Origin of the sequence: [Clostridium] citroniae WAL-17108, assembly GCF_000233455.1 — a bacterium.
In the GTDB taxonomy this organism is placed as follows: Bacteria; Bacillota; Clostridia; order Lachnospirales; family Lachnospiraceae; genus Enterocloster; species Enterocloster citroniae.
Genome location: NZ_JH376423.1, coordinates 318967 through 337468 on the forward strand (window position 1 = coordinate 318967; position 18502 = coordinate 337468).

13 protein-coding genes are annotated in these 18502 nt (G+C 52.3%); 11 read left to right on the forward strand and 2 right to left on the reverse strand.

Annotated features, from left to right (window positions below):
- Positions 1 to 17 precede the first annotated feature (17 nt).
- Genes HMPREF9469_RS16655 through HMPREF9469_RS16670 form a run of 4 tightly spaced genes read left to right on the forward strand, consistent with a single transcriptional unit; the run spans position 18 to position 3533 of the window.
- Positions 18 to 1073 (forward strand): C4-dicarboxylate TRAP transporter substrate-binding protein, encoded by a 1056-nt coding sequence (locus HMPREF9469_RS16655; protein WP_007863941.1) that lies wholly within the window; start codon positions 18 to 20, stop codon positions 1071 to 1073.
- Positions 1074 to 1097: 24 nt separating this feature from the next.
- The gene (locus HMPREF9469_RS16660; RefSeq protein ID WP_007863942.1) at positions 1098 to 1574 is read left to right on the forward strand and encodes a TRAP transporter small permease; all 477 of its coding nucleotides are present in this window, start codon (positions 1098 to 1100) and stop codon (positions 1572 to 1574) included.
- Between the two features lie 17 nt (positions 1575 to 1591).
- Positions 1592 to 2884, forward strand: a complete 1293-nt coding sequence (locus tag HMPREF9469_RS16665) for a TRAP transporter large permease (protein WP_007863943.1) — start codon at positions 1592 to 1594, stop codon at positions 2882 to 2884.
- 19 nt (positions 2885 to 2903) lie between these two features.
- Entirely contained in the window at positions 2904 to 3533 is a 630-nt protein-coding gene (locus HMPREF9469_RS16670; RefSeq protein WP_007863946.1) for an SGNH/GDSL hydrolase family protein, read from the forward strand.
- 505 nt (positions 3534 to 4038) lie between these two features.
- On the opposite strand, the gene HMPREF9469_RS16675 is transcribed toward HMPREF9469_RS16670, so the two are convergent.
- A complete protein-coding gene (locus tag HMPREF9469_RS16675; RefSeq protein ID WP_007863947.1) occupies positions 4039 to 5517 on the reverse strand; it encodes a DUF1846 domain-containing protein in 1479 nt (492 codons plus the stop codon).
- Positions 5518 to 5789: 272 nt separating this feature from the next.
- Between HMPREF9469_RS16675 and HMPREF9469_RS16680 the strand changes: the two genes are divergently transcribed.
- The gene (locus tag HMPREF9469_RS16680; protein ID WP_007863949.1) at positions 5790 to 9566 is read left to right on the forward strand and encodes a phosphoribosylformylglycinamidine synthase; all 3777 of its coding nucleotides are present in this window, start codon (positions 5790 to 5792) and stop codon (positions 9564 to 9566) included.
- Between the two features lie 144 nt (positions 9567 to 9710).
- On the opposite strand, the gene HMPREF9469_RS16685 is transcribed toward HMPREF9469_RS16680, so the two are convergent.
- Positions 9711 to 10223: a GNAT family N-acetyltransferase gene (locus HMPREF9469_RS16685; protein ID WP_007863951.1), complete on the reverse strand. Its 513-nt coding sequence runs from the start codon at positions 10221 to 10223 to the stop codon at positions 9711 to 9713.
- 213 nt (positions 10224 to 10436) lie between these two features.
- On the opposite strand from HMPREF9469_RS16685, the gene HMPREF9469_RS16690 reads away from it, so the two are divergent.
- The 6 genes from HMPREF9469_RS16690 to cmk all read left to right on the forward strand — a co-directional run bounded on the left by HMPREF9469_RS16690 (position 10437) and on the right by cmk (position 18502).
- A complete protein-coding gene (locus HMPREF9469_RS16690; protein ID WP_007863953.1) occupies positions 10437 to 11024 on the forward strand; it encodes a hypothetical protein in 588 nt (195 codons plus the stop codon).
- Between the two features lie 156 nt (positions 11025 to 11180).
- Complete coding sequence (locus HMPREF9469_RS16695; protein WP_007863955.1) at positions 11181 to 13265, forward strand: sodium-translocating pyrophosphatase; 2085 nt, start codon at positions 11181 to 11183, stop codon at positions 13263 to 13265.
- 214 nt (positions 13266 to 13479) lie between these two features.
- Positions 13480 to 14799: an aspartate kinase gene (locus HMPREF9469_RS16700; protein WP_007863957.1), complete on the forward strand. Its 1320-nt coding sequence runs from the start codon at positions 13480 to 13482 to the stop codon at positions 14797 to 14799.
- Between the two features lie 211 nt (positions 14800 to 15010).
- Positions 15011 to 16516 carry a polyphosphate:AMP phosphotransferase gene (gene pap, locus HMPREF9469_RS16705; protein ID WP_007863959.1) on the forward strand — a complete coding sequence of 502 codons (1506 nt, stop codon included), beginning with the start codon at positions 15011 to 15013 and terminating at the stop codon, positions 16514 to 16516.
- Positions 16513 to 17757 carry a BaiN/RdsA family NAD(P)/FAD-dependent oxidoreductase gene (locus HMPREF9469_RS16710; RefSeq protein ID WP_007863960.1) on the forward strand — a complete coding sequence of 415 codons (1245 nt, stop codon included), beginning with the start codon at positions 16513 to 16515 and terminating at the stop codon, positions 17755 to 17757. Before pap ends, HMPREF9469_RS16710 begins: the two co-directional genes overlap by 4 nt.
- A 67-nt stretch (positions 17758 to 17824) precedes the next feature.
- Positions 17825 to 18502, forward strand: a complete 678-nt coding sequence (gene cmk, locus HMPREF9469_RS16715) for a (d)CMP kinase (protein WP_007863961.1) — start codon at positions 17825 to 17827, stop codon at positions 18500 to 18502.

Below are 18502 nucleotides of genomic sequence, written 5' to 3' on the forward strand. Positions count from 1 at the left end.
AAATGGAGGGAAAAAAGATGAAAAGAAGAATTTTGATGACACTTGTATTAACAGGATGCCTGGCTTTGGCGGGCTGCGGGAGTTCTGCAAGCACCACAAGCACAACAACGGCTTCTTCGGAAAAATCAACTCAGGATTCCGGCGCATCCGCCGGGCAGGATGCAAAAAAGGTAACGATCAAATTTGGTAATACAGCCGGAGAGGATGATATCCAGACCATGGCCCTTCGCGAGGTTGCAAAACGTCTTTCAGAGGAAAGCGGCGGACGGATCGAGGCTGAGATCTATCCAAGCTCTTCACTGGGAGATACAGATGACCTGACAGAGCAGGCAATGCAGGGAGCTGCCATCCTGACCGTATCAGATCCCAGCCGTTTGGCATCTTTTGTAAATGATTACGGTATGCTGCAGATGCCGTATATCTTTGATGATTATACCGGACTGGACAAGGTGATGGAAACAGAATTGTATGCACAGTGGGAAAAGGAATTTGCAGACCAGGGCATATGGCTGGTAACCTCCAACTGGTTCAGCGGCACCCGGAACTTCTGCCTTAACAAAGAAGTGAATGTACCCGCTGACCTGAACGGACAGAGGATCCGTACCATTGGTAACGATCTTTGCACAAGCTCAGTCAAAGCCATGGGCGCAGTGCCGACTCCTATGAGCTGGAGTGAGGTTTATACTTCGATTCAGCAGAAAGCACTGGATGGAGCAGAGGTTCAGACCCCTTCCTTTTACGCAACCCGTCTGTGGGAAGTGACAAAGTACATCAATAAGACGGAACATTTCCAGCTGATCGGATCCGTAGTGACAGGCACCAAATTCCGCGACAGTTTAAGTGAGGAGGACAGGGCGCTGATGGAAAAGGTTTTCCGTGAAGTAGGTACGGAATACCAGCAGAAGTGCGTTGAGCTCAGCGAGCAGTATGAGAAAGAGATGGCTGAGAAATACGGTGTGATCATTAACAATAATGTTGATATTGACGCATTTAAGGAAGCATCTGTTCCAGTATATACACAGCTTGGATATGAGGAAGTACGCAGCCAGCTGATGGAACAGATGGGAAAATAATGGAATGATAACGGGGGTGCCGTAATGAAGAAATTCTATCGGTTATTTTGTAGGGGTGAGGAAGTGCTGAGCTGTACGCTGTTTTTTATGATGGTAGTGCTTGTTATGTGCTCAGCCCTTGCCCGATTGGTAAAGCATCCCATATCATGGAGTATTGATGTGGCGCAGCTGCTGCTGGCATGGACCTGCTTTCTTGGGGCGGACGTTGCATTCCGCCGGAATAAACTGGTTGGCCTTGACCTGTTTACACGTAAGCTGCCGGAGAAGGTTCAAAAGGCAGTGACTCTGGTCATCCAGGTGATTATGCTGGGAGCCTTGGTGATCTTTATTGTATATGGCCTCCGCCTTAGTGTAGAAAGCTGGAAGCGGTCATTCCAGACCCTTACGATCAGTTACTCGTTTGTAACCCTCAGCTTGCCGGTATCCTCTGTTTTGATGAGCATAACCGCATTGCTGAAGATTAAAGAGTCTGTCAGCCAGCTGGTGGAAGCAAAGAAATAGAGTTTGGAGGTAGAAGTGTGGGAGTACTATTAATTACCTTTGTTGTCCTGTTAATCATAGGAATGCCGGTTTCTTTTGTGATCGGCCTGGCAGGTCTGGCTTTTTTTGCGGCAACTCCTGATATTCCCTTTTCCATTACAGTACAGAGGATCGTGGCCCAGACACAGTCCTACTCGTTCCTGGCCGTTCCCTTTTTTATCTTTGCAGGCAATCTGATGAATGAGTCGGGAATCACTAAAAGATTGTTGGGGCTGGCTTCTATGCTGACGCGCAGGATGTACGGGGGAATGGCGCAGGTGTCCGTAGTGATGAGTACCTTGATGGGAGGGGTTTCCGGTTCCGCCACAGCGGACGCTGCCATGGAGACCAGGATCTTGGGACCGGAAATGCTTAACCGCGGTTACTCAAAAGGATATATTACAGCGGTTAACTGTATGACCGGATTGATCACAGCTACAATTCCGCCCAGTTTGGGGCTGATCCTGTATGGTTTTATCGGTGAGGTATCCATCGGCCGTCTGTTCTGTGCCGGGATGATACCGGGAGTCCTGATGATGGTGGTGCTGATGGCTACCGTGAACATCACCTGCCGGATGCACGGCTTTGAGAAGCCGAATGCTGAGACACCTAAGCTGACGAAGGATGAGCTGATTACGAATCTTAGGGAATCCATATGGGCTTTGCTGTTCCCGGTCATCTTGATCGTGGGTATCCGTTTTGGCGTGTGCACGCCTTCGGAGGCCGGAGCCTTTGCAGTATTTTACGCGATCATTGTAGGTGCGTTTGTATATCATGAGTTTACCTTTGACGGCTTTGTGAATGCGCTGTCCACCTCCATGATCGATACGGCGGCGGTTATGCTGATCGTCACCTTGTCAGGACCGTTCAGCTATTCGGTAACTTATGTGAATTTGCCCCAGGCATTGTCTACACTTATTTTTGGAATCACGGAAAATCCTCAGCTGCTGCTGATCATTATCCTGGTGTTCCTCTTTGTGATGGGAATGTTCCTGGACAGCAATGTGAATTTCCTGCTGCTGACGCCCATTTTCCTGCCAATGGTCACAAGGCTTGGTGTTGACCCTGTCCATTTTGGCGTGCTGATGGCAACGATCGTAACAATGGGTGTTATGACACCTCCGGTGGGTTCAGCCCTGTATACGGTCTGCGGAATCCTGGAGTGTCCGGTGGAAGAGTATACCAAGGCGGCAATACCGTTCTTTCTGGCGATTATGCTGGAGATGATCGTACTGGTATTCCTGCCTGGAATTGTATTGTTCCTGCCGAATTTGATTTATGGTACCTATTAATGGCTGAGGTAAATGCTGCATGAAAACAATCTTATGCTTTGGCGATTCTAATACATTTGGAACAAATCCCAGCGGTGGGAGATGGCCTAGGGAGATCCGTTGGCCGGGAAGGCTTCAGCAGCTGCTGGGGAATGAGTTTTATGTGATCGAGGAGGGATGCGGCGGCCGCACGACCGTGTGGGAGGACAATCTGGAGCTTTACCGCAACGGACGTTCCTTTCTGCCAGTGGCCCTGGCCACCCACAAACCCCTGGACCTGGTGATCATCATGTTGGGTACAAATGATTTTAAAAGCCGGTTTAGGGTCCTTCCCTGTGATATTGCAGAGGGAATACGCCAGCTGGCTGAGCTTGTACAAAATTATACATATGGTCCTTATTATACGGTCCCCCAGATTTTGCTTGTTTCCCCAATTGTGATTGGGGAGGGGATTGAAAACAGTATCATGACAGGTTTTACCTCTGATGCGGCAGTGCTCAGCAGGAAGCTTGCGCCTCTGGTACAAAAGGCTGCAAAAAGGCAGGATTGTTTTTACCTGAACGCTGCCGAATATGCTGGTCCCAGTGCTGTGGACCAGCTTCATATGGAAAGAGAAGATCATATAAGGCTTGCAGAAGCCATGGCTTCAAAGGTCAGGACCATTTTATGACACATGTAAATGGCCGCGGATAAAAGCATCCCCGCCGGATTCAATGCCTATAGTATTGAAGATTCCGGCGGGGATGCTTTTTTGTGCGCCCATGGGCGCAGGTTATTTGCCCCAGTACAGATCAAAATTCGGATTGTTCTGAACAGAGGAAATACCTGAACTTTCAAGGGCAATGTCAGAGCACAATGTATAGATAGTTGGAAATATGTGGTAGGGACGATACCCCAGGTAGCACATGTCAAGCATTTCCATGGGAGAGTGCAAAATGGAATACCGTTCATTGATCTTTGTTAAATCATAATCTCGCTTCAGATCATCCGCATATGTGTTACAAAACAGCAGCGGCATAAGGGACGGTGCTAAAAGCAGTCCTGGTAAGGTCCTAAAAACAATCCTGAAAACGGTTCAGAAAAGGGTTTTGAAACGGGTTCAGAAACGGGTTCAGAAAAAGGCTGCCGCATTTACGGTCATTCAACCGTTCAAGCGACAGCCTGGCTTATGTCTGTTAGTGGTACAGCTTTTTATGCTCATATACAGGTTCGGAGGTAAGTTCCACACCCAGCTTTTTAAATACTTTGATATCCACGTCCGACAGCATAACGGAGGTGTGTACCTGGCAGCCGCGCAGCTTGGGCAGCTGGGACAGGGCTTTTCTGGCAGTATCGTCCGTGGCCGCGCTCATGGACAGGGCGATCAGCACCTCGTCTGTGTGGAGCCTGGGATTCTTGCTGCCCATATACTGGATCTTTAAGGTCTGGATGGGCTCTATGGCCGAGGGGGCGATGAGATGCACATCATGGTGGATATTGCCCAGCACCTTGATGGCGTTCAGCAGCAGGGCGGCGGAGGCGCCCAGCAAAGCGCTGGTCTTACCGGTTACCAGCTGTCCGTCCTCCAGTTCCATGGCAGCGGCAGGGGAACCCAACTGCTGTGCCCGCTCCATACAGGGAGCGATCACGCGGCGCATGGCAGTGGTGATCTTTGCCTGGTTCATAAGAAGGTTGATCTTGTATACCTCATCTGAGCTGCCCTCCTCCTTGGCCAGACGGTTCAGGGCATGGTAGTAGCGGCGGATGATCTCCTGGTAGGATGCCTCCCTGCATGCCTCGTCATCTATGATACAGAAGCCGGCCATATTTACACCCATGTCCGTGGGTGACTTGTAAGGGCTGGTGCCGTAGATTCCCTCAAATATGGCATTGAGCACAGGGAAAATGTCCACATCCCTGTTGTAGTTGACCGTTGTCTTGCCGTAGGCTTCCAGGTGGAAGGGATCGATCATATTCACGTCATTCAGATCAGCGGTGGCAGCTTCGTAGGCCAGGTTTACCGGATGCTTCAGAGGCAGGTTCCAGATGGGGAAGGTTTCAAATTTGGCATACCCGGCCTTGATCCCCCGCTTGTTTTCATGGTACAGCTGGGACAGGCAGGTAGCCATCTTGCCGCTTCCCGGGCCAGGGGCAGTGATGATCACCAGGGGTCTGGTGGTTTCTATATAGTCATTCTTTCCAAATCCGTCATCGCTTACAATGAGGGGGATGTTGCTGGGATAGCCCTCAATGCAGTAGTGGCGGTATACCTTGATGCCCCGGTGCTCCAGCTTTATCTTAAACTGGTCAGCCCCGCCCTGGCCGCTGTACTGGGTGATCACAACACTTCCCACATACAGGCCCTTGTCGCGGAATTCCTGGATCAGACGGAGTACGTCCTCGTCATAGGTGATACCCAGGTCATGGCGCATTTTGTTTTTTTCAATGTCAGCCGCATTGATGACAATGACAATCTCAGCCTGGTCGGCCATCTGGAGAAGCATGCGAAGCTTGCTGTCCGGTTCAAATCCCGGAAGTACCCTGGAAGCGTGATAGTCGTCAAAGAGCTTGCCCCCGAATTCCAGGTACAGCTTATCCCCAAATTCCCCGATGCGCTTCTTGATGTGTTCTGACTGCATGGTCAGATATTTGTCGTTATCAAATCCGATTTTCATTTCCTTTGTAGTCTCCCTGTCCTTGGGCGTTATGAAAACACCCTGATTTAATCGCATACCTTTCAAGTATATCACAACTTGTTCATATGTGCCATAGATAGATTCCCATGATTATCAGTATTATTTATAAGAAGAGGCCGGATAAATAATTAAATATATTAATTTTACTAATCTATAATATTTGTGGTATGATAAGGACAGATAAAAGGGCGTCTGCCCTTTTTGTGCCGCGATAAATAAAAGAGGTCATGAAACAAGCAGGAGGTTGCTAAATGAGCGTAAGGCGAATATTTGTGGAAAAGAAACCGGATTATGCAGTTAAGGCAGGCGAGCTGAGGGAAGAACTGGAAAATTACCTGGGAATCAGCGATTTAAAAAATGTACGCGTTTTGATCCGTTATGATATTGAAAACCTGTCGGAAGAGATATATGAGAAGGCCCTGGTAACCATTTTCTCAGAGCCTCCGGTGGACGAGGTATATGAGGAAACATTTCCAAAGGATCCGGGGGACCTGATCTTCTCCGTGGAATACCTGCCGGGCCAGTTTGACCAAAGGGCGGATTCCGCGGAGCAGTGCGTAAAGCTTTTAAAGGAGGACGAGGAACCGGTCATCAGGTCTGCGGTCACCTATGTGATCACAGCACCTCTTACAAATGACCAGGAAGCCGCTATCAAGAGCTTTTGCATCAATCCGGTGGACAGCCGTGAGGCGGGAGAGGACAAACCAACCACCCTGGTAACTGAGTTTGAGGTGCCGGAGGACATAAAGTATTTTGACGGGTTAGCGGACTTTAAGGAGGAGGAATTAAAAGCCCTTTACGATACGTTGAACCTGGCCATGACATTTAAGGACTTCCTCCACATACAGAGCTACTATAAGAATGAAGAGCGCAGGGATCCCTCCGTTACGGAGATCCGTGTGCTGGACACCTATTGGTCTGATCACTGCCGCCATACCACATTTTCCACAGAACTTAAGAATGTGAGCTTTACGGATGGGGATTACAGGGAACCCATTGAAAATACCTACAGGCAGTATCTGGCTGACAGGGAAGTGATCTATAAAGGGAGGGATGACAAATACGTCTGCCTCATGGACCTGGCCCTCATGGCCATGAAGAAACTGCGCAGCGAGGGGAAACTGGAGGACATGGAGATCTCTGATGAGATCAATGCCTGCAGCATCGTTGTTCCCGTGGAGATCGATGGAATCACGGAGGAATGGCTGGTGAACTTTAAAAATGAGACCCACAACCATCCCACGGAGATCGAGCCTTTTGGCGGCGCGGCCACCTGTCTGGGCGGTGCCATCCGTGACCCGCTGTCAGGCCGCACCTATGTGTACCAGGCCATGCGCGTCACAGGAGCTGCAGACCCCACCAGACCGCTGTGCGAAACGCTTAAGGGTAAACTTCCCCAGCGTAAGATCGTCAACAGCGCTGCCCAGGGATATTCCTCCTATGGCAACCAGATCGGTCTGGCCACCGGATATGTAAAGGAGATCTATCATCCGGGCTATGTGGCCAAGAGAATGGAGATCGGTGCGGTGATGGGAGCCGCTCCCAGAAAAGACGTGATCCGTGAAAATTCCGATCCGGGGGATATCATCATCCTGTTAGGCGGCCGTACGGGCCGTGACGGCATCGGCGGGGCCACGGGTTCCTCCAAGGTACATACCACGGCTTCCATTGAGGTGTGCGGCGCTGAGGTGCAGAAAGGAAATGCTCCCACTGAACGGAAGATCCAGAGAATGTTCCGCCGTCCCGAGGTTAGCAGCATTATCAAAAAATGCAATGACTTTGGTGCTGGCGGCGTGTCGGTTGCCATTGGTGAGCTGGCGGCAGGGCTGAAGATCGATCTGGACCGGGTTCCCAAAAAGTATGCCGGCCTGGACGGCACGGAGATCGCCATTTCCGAGTCACAGGAGCGCATGGCTGTTGTGGTGGATCCCGCAGATGTGGAACAGTTCCTGGAGTACGCAGCAGAGGAGAACCTGGAGGCAGTGACCGTGGCAGTGGTGACAGAGGAGCCGCGTCTGGTCATGAGCTGGCGCGGGAAGACCATTGTGGATATCAGCCGCGGGTTCCTGGATACCAATGGCGCCCATCAGGAGGCGGATGTGACACTGGAGGTGCCAAGCCGTGAGGGAAATCCCTTTGAGCGCAGGGAAACAGGGGATGTCAAGGCAAAATGGCTGGAGGTGCTGTCCGGTCTCAATGTGTGTTCACAAAAGGGCCTGGTGGAGCGCTTTGACGGTTCCATTGGAGCCGGTTCCGTATTCATGCCTTACGGCGGAAAATATCAGCTGACAGAGACACAGTCCATGGTGGCCAAGCTTCCTGTGCTGAAGGGCCATACAGATGCCGTGACCATGATGAGTTACGGGTTTGACCCATACCTTTCCAGCTGGAGCCCGTACCATGGGGCCGTATATGCGGTGATGTCATCCGTGGCAAAGATTGTGGCTTCCGGGGGAGATTACAGGAAGATCCGTTTTACCTTCCAGGAATATTTCCGCAGGATGAATGCGGATCCCGCCAGATGGAGCCAGCCCTTTGCAGCCCTTTTAGGCGCTTACAATGCACAGATGGGATTCGGCCTTCCGTCCATTGGCGGAAAGGACAGTATGTCCGGCACCTTTGACACGGAGGATGGAGAGATCAATGTACCGCCCACCCTGGTGTCATTTGCAGTGGATGTGAGCAGCAGCAAGCACATCATCACTCCCGAGTTTAAGAAGCCGGGCAGCAAGATCGTGGAGTTCAGGATCGCAAAAGACCAATATGACCTTCCGGATTATGAACAGGTGATGGAGGGGTACGGAAAACTGTTTGAAGATATAAAGGCGGGCAGGATCATTTCCGCTTATGCGGTGGAAGGAAACGGCCTTGCAGAGGCAGTGAGCAAGATGGCGTTCGGCAATAAGCTGGGTGTGAAGATAGAGCACAGCCTGGATCCAAGGGATTTCTTTGGAGCAGGCTGGGGAAATATTGTGTGCGAGGCAGCGGACGGGAAAGTGGGAGAACTTTCTATATCCTATACGGTGATCGGTGAGGTGACTGAAAGCGGCGTATTGGAGTACGGAAGTACGTCAATTTCCATGGATGAGGCGCTGAAGGCATGGACAGGCACCCTGGAGGATGTGTTCCCAACAGTGACCGGCAAGGCGGAAATGGGTGACAAAGCTGTCATAGAGGAAAAGCTTTACCATACAGATGCGGTGTATATCTGCGACCACAAGATCGGCCGTCCCACCGTGTTCATTCCAGTGTTTCCGGGAACCAACTGTGAGTATGACAGCGCCAAAGCATTTGAGCGGGCGGGGGCAGCGGTGATCACCAAAGTGTTCAGGAACGTAAGCCCTGAGGATATCAGGCAGTCCGTGGATGAATACAGAAAGGCCATGGCCAAGGCGCAGATCGTCATGTTCCCGGGCGGCTTTTCCGCAGGTGACGAGCCGGAAGGCTCAGCCAAATTCTTTGCCACTGTTTTCCGCAATGAGGTGATGAAGGAAGAGATAGAGAAGCTGTTAAATGAGCGGGACGGCCTGATGCTTGGCATCTGCAACGGTTTCCAGGCGCTGATCAAGCTGGGATTGGTTCCGGAGGGAATGATCGTGGAGCAGGGACCGGATTCACCGACCCTTGCCATGAATACGATCGGACGCCATATCTCCAAGATGGTATACACCAAGGTGGTGACCGACAAGTCCCCATGGCTGGCCGGCGCCCGGCTGGGCGGCGTGTACTGCAATCCTGCATCCCACGGCGAAGGCAGGTTTGTGGCAAATGATGCATGGCTTCACAGGCTGATCGCCAACGGACAGGTGGCCACCCAGTATGTGGACGACAAGGGCAATGTGACCATGGACGAGTATTGGAACCCCAACGGCTCCTATATGGCCATAGAAGGCATCACCAGCCCTGACGGGCGTATCCTGGGCAAGATGGCCCACTCCGAGAGACGGGGAGAGGCAGTTGCCATGAACATTTACGGAGAGCAGGATATGAAGATATTTGAAAGCGGGGTTCAATATTTCCAGCTGTAAACAAGTACCCTGTGAAAAAAGCACAAAAAAGCAGGCTGTGTTTTCCTGCCGGTTCCCTCAATGGGACCGGCGGGATATTCATGGCCTGCTTTTGCTGGGCTGATTGGTAAACATCGGACCAATGGCAAGGCCCGGACCGGCCTTTTACAGCACCTTGTGATAGGCCAGCCTGGGGTCGCCTTTTTCCGTGCCCTCCGTGAGGGTGAGGCTGCCGCAGAGCGTGTATCCGCTTTTGGCAAGCGCCCGCTGCATGGAACGGTTGTCCGGATGGGTGTCGATGCGGATGTTGGTTAAGCCCATATGCCGCGCCAGGTCCTCAGACCGGCCAAACAGCTGTGCCGCAATGCCCCGGCCCTTGCATGATTCCTCCACGCAGACCCTGTGAAAGGCAGCATAGGGCTCTTGGTTTAACCAGGCGCCGTCAATCTGTGCATAGCTGGCTTCCGGCCCGGGGACCACTGTGATCATGCCCACGGCCTGTCCTTCCTGTTCCAAAACATGGATGGTCTTCTGTTCAATGGCGGCAGCAAGCCCCGGTCCGTCCGGATCGCCTTTCTGCCACTGATCAATGCCCCTGGCCCTGAATGATGCTTTTGCCTGATCCACCATATGGAGGAGCCTGGGCAGGTCCCTTTGTGTCGCTAACCGGTATATCATGTAATACCTCCCTGTCTGCAGCCAATCCTGCAATATCCGCCAATATAGGGCGGTTTTTTATCAGTATACATAATGGTGGGCGGTTTCGTCAACTTCCGGCTGAAATTGCAGGCATACTTGATTTTTTCCGCCTGGGTGCTATACTGAAATTAACATCATAAATATTACATATACCGCTGTGGTCCCATGGCGGAATGAAAGGGGATAATTGACATGGACACAAAACTTACAAGAGATCAGGCTTTGGAGACTCTTAAAAAATATAATACAGAGCCGTTCCACATCCTTCACGCGCTGACCGTGGAGGGAGCCATGAGATGGTTTGCAAAGGATCAGGGCTTTGAGGACGAGGAGGATTTTTGGGGACTTGTGGGGCTGCTCCATGACGTGGATTTTGAGATGTATCCCCAGGAGCACTGCATCAAGGCACCGGAACTGCTGAGACAGGCGGGGGCAGAGGAGGAACTCATCCGTGCGGTATGCAGCCATGGATACGGGATCATGGTGGATATCAAGCCGGAGCACCAGATGGAGAAGATCCTGTATGCGGTGGATGAACTCACTGGCTTGATCGGCGCAGCGGCCAGGATGCGTCCATCGGGAAGTGTGATGGATATGGAGGTGTCCAGCCTGAAGAAGAAATTTAAGGATAAACGGTTTGCGGCCGGTTGTTCCAGGGATGTGATCAAAAGCGGAGCTGAAAGCCTGGGATGGAGTTTGGAGGAACTGATGGAAAAGGCCATTTTAGCCATGCGTTCCTGCGAGGAGTCGGTGAATGAACAGATGGAAGCGTTGAAGTAAACGGACAGAAGTTTGAATGGAAGTAAACGGACAGAAGTTTGAATGGAAGTAAATGAACAGAAGTAAATGAACAAATAAAGGAGTTGAACTTGATCATGGTCCCCGATTGAATCTGACCGGGAAGTATCTGTTGCATATTCAGAAAGAAGGGGTGTTATGTATGCTATGTATTTCGTGGCAATTGGTTCACTGGCAGCGCTGGTCTTTGCAGCCTGCATGTTTGTCAGGGTAAAGAGGCAGCCCGGGGGCAGCCCGGAGATGCAGCGCATCTCCGGTTCGGTCCAGAAAGGGGCAAATGCTTATTTAAGGCGCCAGTACAAGGGCGTGGGGATATTTTTTGCCGTGGTTTTTGCGATCCTGGTTGTGATGGCATTCTGCGGCTTTTTGAGTTTTTTTACACCCTTTGCTTTTTTGACAGGGGGATTTTTCTCCGGCCTGTCCGGCTTTATCGGCATGAGGACGGCCACCATGGCCAACTGCCGTACGGCCCAGGGAGCTTCTGAAAGCCTGAACAAGGGGCTTAGAGTGGCGTTTTCCGCAGGATCGGTCATGGGATTTACCGTGGTTGGACTGGGACTTTTTGACCTGACTGTGTGGTATTTTATCCTGAACACGGCCTTTGGCAGTCTGCCTGAGGGGGAGCGGATCGCACAGATCACAGCCAACATGCTTACATTCGGCATGGGCGCCTCCAGCATGGCCCTGTTTGCAAGGGTTGGGGGAGGGATTTTCACAAAGGCCGCTGATGTGGGGGCGGATCTGGTTGGAAAGGTGGAAGCCGGAATCCCGGAGGATGACCCCAGGAACCCGGCAGTGATCGCCGACAATGTGGGGGACAATGTGGGGGATGTGGCCGGTATGGGCGCGGATCTGTACGAATCCTACGTGGGCTCCATTGTATCCACATCAGCCCTGGCAGTGGCGGCAGGGTATGGCGTCAGGGGCGTGGCTGTGCCCATGATGCTGGCTGCGCTGGGGGTGGTGGCATCCATTATCGGGACCTTTTTTGTGAACACAAAGGAGGATGCTTCCCAGAAGAATCTTCTTCAGGCACTGAGGACAGGAACCTATATCAGCGCGTTTTTAGTGGTGGCTGCGGCATTTTTTGCCATCCGTGTGCTGCTTCCCGGACACATGGGGATATATGCAGCCATCCTGTCCGGTCTTCTGGCCGGAGTGGCCATCGGGGCAATTACGGAATATTATACATCGGATTCCTATTCACCTACCAGAAAACTGGCAGGATCCAGCGAGACGGGAGGCGCTACCGTGATCATAAGCGGACTTTCCCTGGGCATGATGTCCACAGTGGCTCCTGTCATCATTGTGGGTGTTTCCGTGCTGGTGAGTTATTACTGCGCAGGCGGACAGGGGGATTTTAATGCGGGGCTTTACGGCGTGGGGGTGTCGGCAGTGGGAATGCTTTCCACTCTGGGAATTACCCTTGCAACCGATGCCTACGGACCGGTTGCGGACAATGCGGGGGGAATCGCCGAGATGACCCATATGCCCCCTGAGGTCAGACATAAGACGGACGCCCTGGATTCCCTGGGCAATACCACGGCTGCCACGGGAAAGGGATTTGCCATTGGTTCGGCGGCACTGACAGCCCTTGCTCTGATCGCTTCCTACATTGACAAGGTACGGCAGATCGCGCCGGATCTGTCCCTGGATCTATCCATCACTAATCCCACGGTGCTCATCGGGCTCTTTATCGGCGGAATGCTTCCGTTCCTTTTTGCAGCCCTTACCATGGATGCGGTGGGGGAGGCGGCCCAGTCCATTGTGGTGGAGGTACGGCGTCAGTTTAAGGAGATCGCAGGGCTGATGGAGGGAAAGGCGGAGCCGGATTACAGCGCCTGTGTGGATATGTGTACCAAGTCCGCCCAAAGGCTTATGATCGCCCCGGCCATGGTTGCAGTGGCTGTTCCTGTGACCGTGGGACTTCTTCTGGGGCCCCAGGGCGTTGCGGGACTTTTGGCCGGCAACACGGTGACCGGTTTTGTGCTGGCCGTAATGATGTCCAATGCAGGCGGTGCCTGGGATAATGCAAAGAAGTATATTGAAGGCGGTGCCCACGGAGGAAAGGGCAGTCCTGAACACAAGGCGGCGGTGATCGGAGATACGGTGGGCGATCCCTTTAAGGACACTTCAGGGCCATCCATCAATATCCTGATCAAGCTGACCTCCATGGTGTCCATTGTGTTTGCCGGGCTGGTGGTAGCGGTCCATTTGCTGTAATGCACAAAAACAAAAGAAATAAACCTGGATTTTCTGCAAAACAGTCCGCGGTGTAAAAACATATGTCCTCTGTACGCAAATTTTTTCGTCTAAACCTATTGACATACTTGCTAAAGTAAGGTATCATTTGCACTTGTAACGCCATAGAGTATAAAAGCAGTTGATTTGTTAAGATATAAGCAGTGCAAAGTTAGAAGCAAGGGAGACGGATAAGATGAAAAAAGTGGTGAAGTTCGGCGGAAGCTCATTGGCCAGTGCGAGACAGTTCAAGAAAGTGGCGGATATCATAAAAGCTGATAAGTCCAGAAGATACGTGGTTCCTTCCGCGCCGGGCAAACGCAGTGACAAGGATGAGAAGGTTACGGATATGCTGTATGCCTGCTATGACGCTGTAGTGGAAGGCAGGTCCTACAAGAAGATCCTGGAGAAGATCAAAAGCAGATACCTGGATATCATTGACGGCCTCAACTTAAACCTGAACCTGGACCACGAATTCGAGAGGATTGAGGAGAATTTCCTGGCAAAGGCGGGAAGGGATTACGCCGCTTCCAGAGGAGAGTACCTGAACGGTATTGTGACCGCCAATTACCTGGGATATGAATTCATTGACGCAGCCGAAGTGATCTTTTTTGACGATAACGGAAACTTTGAGGCGGATCTGACCAACAGGGAGCTGTCTGAGCGCCTGGAGCATGTGGAGCGGGCGGTGATCCCAGGATTTTACGGTTCCAAACATGACGGCACGGTGAAGACATTTTCCAGGGGCGGCTCTGACGTGACCGGCTCCATTGTGGCCAAGGCGATCCATGCGGATATGTATGAGAACTGGACGGATGTATCCGGTGTCCTGGTGACAGACCCAAGGATCGTGGATGATCCTGAGGTGATCGAGACCATTACGTACAAGGAACTTCGGGAACTGTCCTACATGGGCGCAAGCGTCCTTCATGAAGATGCCATATTCCCGGTCCGCAAGGAGGGGATCCCCATCAATATCAGGAATACCAACCGTCCTGAGGATAAGGGCACGCTGATCGTGGAGAGCACCTGCCGCAAACCCCGCCATACCATAACAGGGATCGCGGGCAAGAAAGGATTCTGCTCCATCAACATTGAGAAGGCCATGATGAACGCCGAGGTGGGCTTTGGCCGCAAGGTGTTAAGCGTATTTGAGCAGTACGGCATTTCCTTTGAGCACATGCCCTCTGGCATTGATACCATGACGGTCTATGTGCACCAGTCTGAATTTGAGGAATATGAGCAGTCTGTGATCGCCGGGATACACAGGGCTGTGGAGCCGGATACCGTGGAGCTGGAGTCGGACCTGGCACTGATCGCAGTTGTAGGCCGGGGCATGAGGTCAAACCGGGGCACTGCGGGAAGGGTATTTTCCGCCCTTGCCCATGCCAGGGTGAATATTAAGATGATCGATCAGGGTTCCAGTGAGTGGAATATTATCATCGGGGTGAAGAATGATGACTTTGAGACAGCGATCCGTGCGATCTACGACATTTTTGTGATCACAGAACTGTGAGAAAGAACAAAGGATCCGGGATCGGGTCAATAACTTAAATATGCAACAAAAGAGTGGCACGGTAAAGCACCGTGCCATTTTTTCAGGAATATGTTGGAAAATCCATCCCCTTGTCATTATTTATTTTCTAATAGTAAAAAATATGGTATACTGGATAAAATAATAAGAGGTTGTCTGTCATCATGTGCCTGAGAACAAGGAGGATCTGCATATGTTGGAAAAAATTGATTTGAATAAAACCGTAGATAAGAAATCATACCGCAAGGTAATGGATGAGGCCTCTCAGAGACTGGGACTGCTGCAGCGGGAGTGCAAAGCTGCCGGGATTCCCGTGATCATTGTGTTTGAGGGAATGGGGGCTGCAGGCAAAGGGGTTCAGATCAACCGGCTGATCCAGGCCCTGGATCCCAGGGGATTTGACGTGTACGCATGTGACAGGCCCACTGAGGATGAGCAGATGCGCCCTTTCCTGTGGCGCTATTGGACCAAGACGCCGGCCAGGGGAAGGATCGCTATTTTTGACAGAAGCTGGTACCGCAGCGTGCAGGTGGACCGCTTTGACGGGCTGACGCCCGAGGATAAGCTGCCTGACGCATATCAGGACATACTGTCCTTTGAAAAGCAGCTGAGCGATGACGGCACGGTCATAATAAAGTTTTTCCTGTACATTGACAAAGAGGAGCAGAAAAAACGGTTTAAAAAGCTGGACGGGTCTAAGGAGACTGCATGGAGGGTCACCAGGGAGGACTGGGAGAGGAACAAGGAGTTTGAACGGTATCTCACCATGAATGAGGAGATGCTGGAGAACACGGATACGGATTATGCGCCATGGAGTATTATCGAGGCAGTGGATAGAGACTACGCTGCGCTGAAGATCGTGACAGCCGTCATGGACCGTCTGGAAAGCGAGCTGGAGGAGAGAAAGGCTGCCGGGGAGAAGCCGGCGGAGAAAACTCCTTTAAAGACAACCAGGGACCGCTTTAAAAACGGAGTCCTCTCAGGCATTGACCTGTCTAAAAGCCTGACGGAGGATGAGTATAAGGAGCGGATGAAAAAGCTGCAGAAACGGCTTGCCCAGCTTCACAGTGAACTTTACCGGCTTCGGATCCCCGTGGTCATCGGATTTGAGGGCTGGGATGCCGGCGGCAAGGGCGGCGCCATCAAACGTCTGACAAGTCAGCTGGATCCACGGGGATACCGGGTGAATCCCACGGCAGCGCCCAATGACATAGAGAAGGTCCATCACTATCTGTGGCGTTTCTGGAACAATGTGCCAAAGGCCGGCCATATTGCCATTTTTGACCGCACATGGTACGGACGGGTCATGGTGGAGCGTATTGAGGGGTTCTGCACAGAGACCCAGTGGAAGCGGGCCTACCAGGAGATCAACGAGATGGAATCCCACATGGCCAATGCAGGCGCGGTGGTGCTTAAGTTCTGGCTCCATATCGACAAGGACGAGCAGGAGCGCAGGTTCAAGGAACGTCAGGCAGACCCCTTAAAGCAGTGGAAGATCACGGATGAGGACTGGCGCAACCGGGAAAAGTGGGACCAGTACGAGGATGCGGTCAATGAGATGCTGGTCCGCACCTCCACCACCTATGCGCCCTGGATCGTGGTGGAAGGAAATGACAAGCACTATGCCAGGGTAAAGGTGCTTCAGACAGTGGTGGATGCCCTGGAAAAGAAAATCAAGAAAGTAAAAGAGAGCAGATGAGTGACACAAAAGAGATAATCGTAGTGGGAGGCGGGGCAGCCGGGATGATGGCTGCTATTGCCGCCGCAAAGGAAGGCGCCAAGGTGCACCTTTATGAAAAAAATGAGAAACTTGGAAAAAAATTATTCATCACAGGCAAGGGCCGCTGCAACATAACCAATGCGTGCGATATGGAGGAGCTTCTGGCATCGGTGGTGAGCAACTCCAAGTTCCTGTACAGCAGTTTTTACGGCTTTACCAACCAGGATATGATGAACCTGCTGGAGCAGGCGGGGCTTAGGCTCAAGGTGGAGCGGGGGAACCGTGTGTTCCCTCAGTCGGACAAGTCGTCTGACGTAATAGCTGCCCTGACCTCGATCCTTAAAAGGGAGGAGGTCCGGATCCACCTTCAGCAAAGGGTGGAGGGCCTGGTGATAGAGGACGGTGTTTGTGTGGGAGTCCGTGTGGGCGGCCGCATTCACAGCGGGGAGGGCGTGATCGTGACCACAGGAGGCTTGTCCTACCCCACCACGGGTTCCACCGGTGACGGCTATGAGTGGGCCAGGGAAAGCGGGCACAAGATAACGGACCTGTCCCCTGCGCTGGCGGCCTTTGAGGTAAAGGAAGCGGATACTGTAAAGGAACTTCAGGGATTGGCCCTGAAGAACGTGGAGGCATGGATATCAGCTGGTAAAAAGGAGCTGTTCCGGGATTTTGGGGAAATGCTGTTTACCCATTTCGGAGTCAGCGGCCCCCTGCTTTTAAGCGCCAGCTCCTTTGGGGCAAAGGCAATCAGGAAGCAGCCCCTGGATCTGGTCATTGACTTAAAGCCTGCATTGTCCACGGAGCAGCTGGATGACAGGATCCTGCGGGACTTTACGGAAAGCATGAATAAACAGTTCCGCAATTCCCTGTCCCATCTGTATCCCTCCAAACTGATCCCCGTGATCATTGCGCGCAGCGGCATTGATCCGGATAAGAAGGTCAATGAGGTGACCAGGGAAGAACGGGCCAGGCTTGTGAAGGTGACCAAGGGGCTCACCTTCACCCTGACCGGTTTAAGGGACTACAAGGAAGCGATCATCACCCAGGGAGGCATCTCTGTCCGGGACATAAATCCCTCCACCATGGAATCCAAGCGGGTGCGGGGACTGTATTTTGCAGGAGAAATACTGGATCTGGATGCGGTTACCGGAGGGTTCAACCTGCAGATCGCATGGTCCACGGGATGGGCGGCAGGCAGGGGCGCGGCCCTGGCTTAGGGCCAGTCCGGCCAAGGCGCCGGAGGACGTTTGAAAACTCATTATAAGACAGGAGAGTAATGAAAGCATGAAGCATTTTAACATAGCAATTGACGGTCCGGCGGGAGCGGGCAAAAGTACCATTGCCAAATTGGTGGCAAAGAAGCTGGGATTTGTGTACGTGGACACGGGCGCCATGTACCGCACCATGGCCCTCCATTTTCTGAGAAAAGGCATTGATCCCGCGGATGAAGCATCCATTGCAGAGGCATGCCGTGATGTGGACGTGACGATCCGGTACGAGGACGGCGCTCAGCAGGTGATCCTGAACCGGGAAAATGTCTCAGACCTGATCCGCACCGAGGAGGTTGGCAGCATGGCCTCAGCCACCTCTGTTTACATGCCTGTCCGGGAAAAGCTGGTGGAACTTCAGCAGGAGCTGGCGCGAAAAACAAATGTTATTATGGACGGCCGGGATATCGGAACCTGTGTGCTTCCCGATGCGCCTGCCAAGATCTACCTCACAGCTTCGGTGGATGTAAGGGCAAAGAGGCGGTACGGGGAATTGGTGGAAAAGGGTGTGGAGTGCGACCTGGAGTCCATTGCAGAGGATATAAAAGAGCGGGATCACAGGGATATGAACAGGGAACATTCACCCCTAAAGCAGGCAGAGGACGCCGTGCTCCTTGACAGTTCCCTCATGACCATCAGCCAGGTGGCGGATGCCATCATTGCCATTGCCCGTGAACATGGGCTGGAGGTGTGA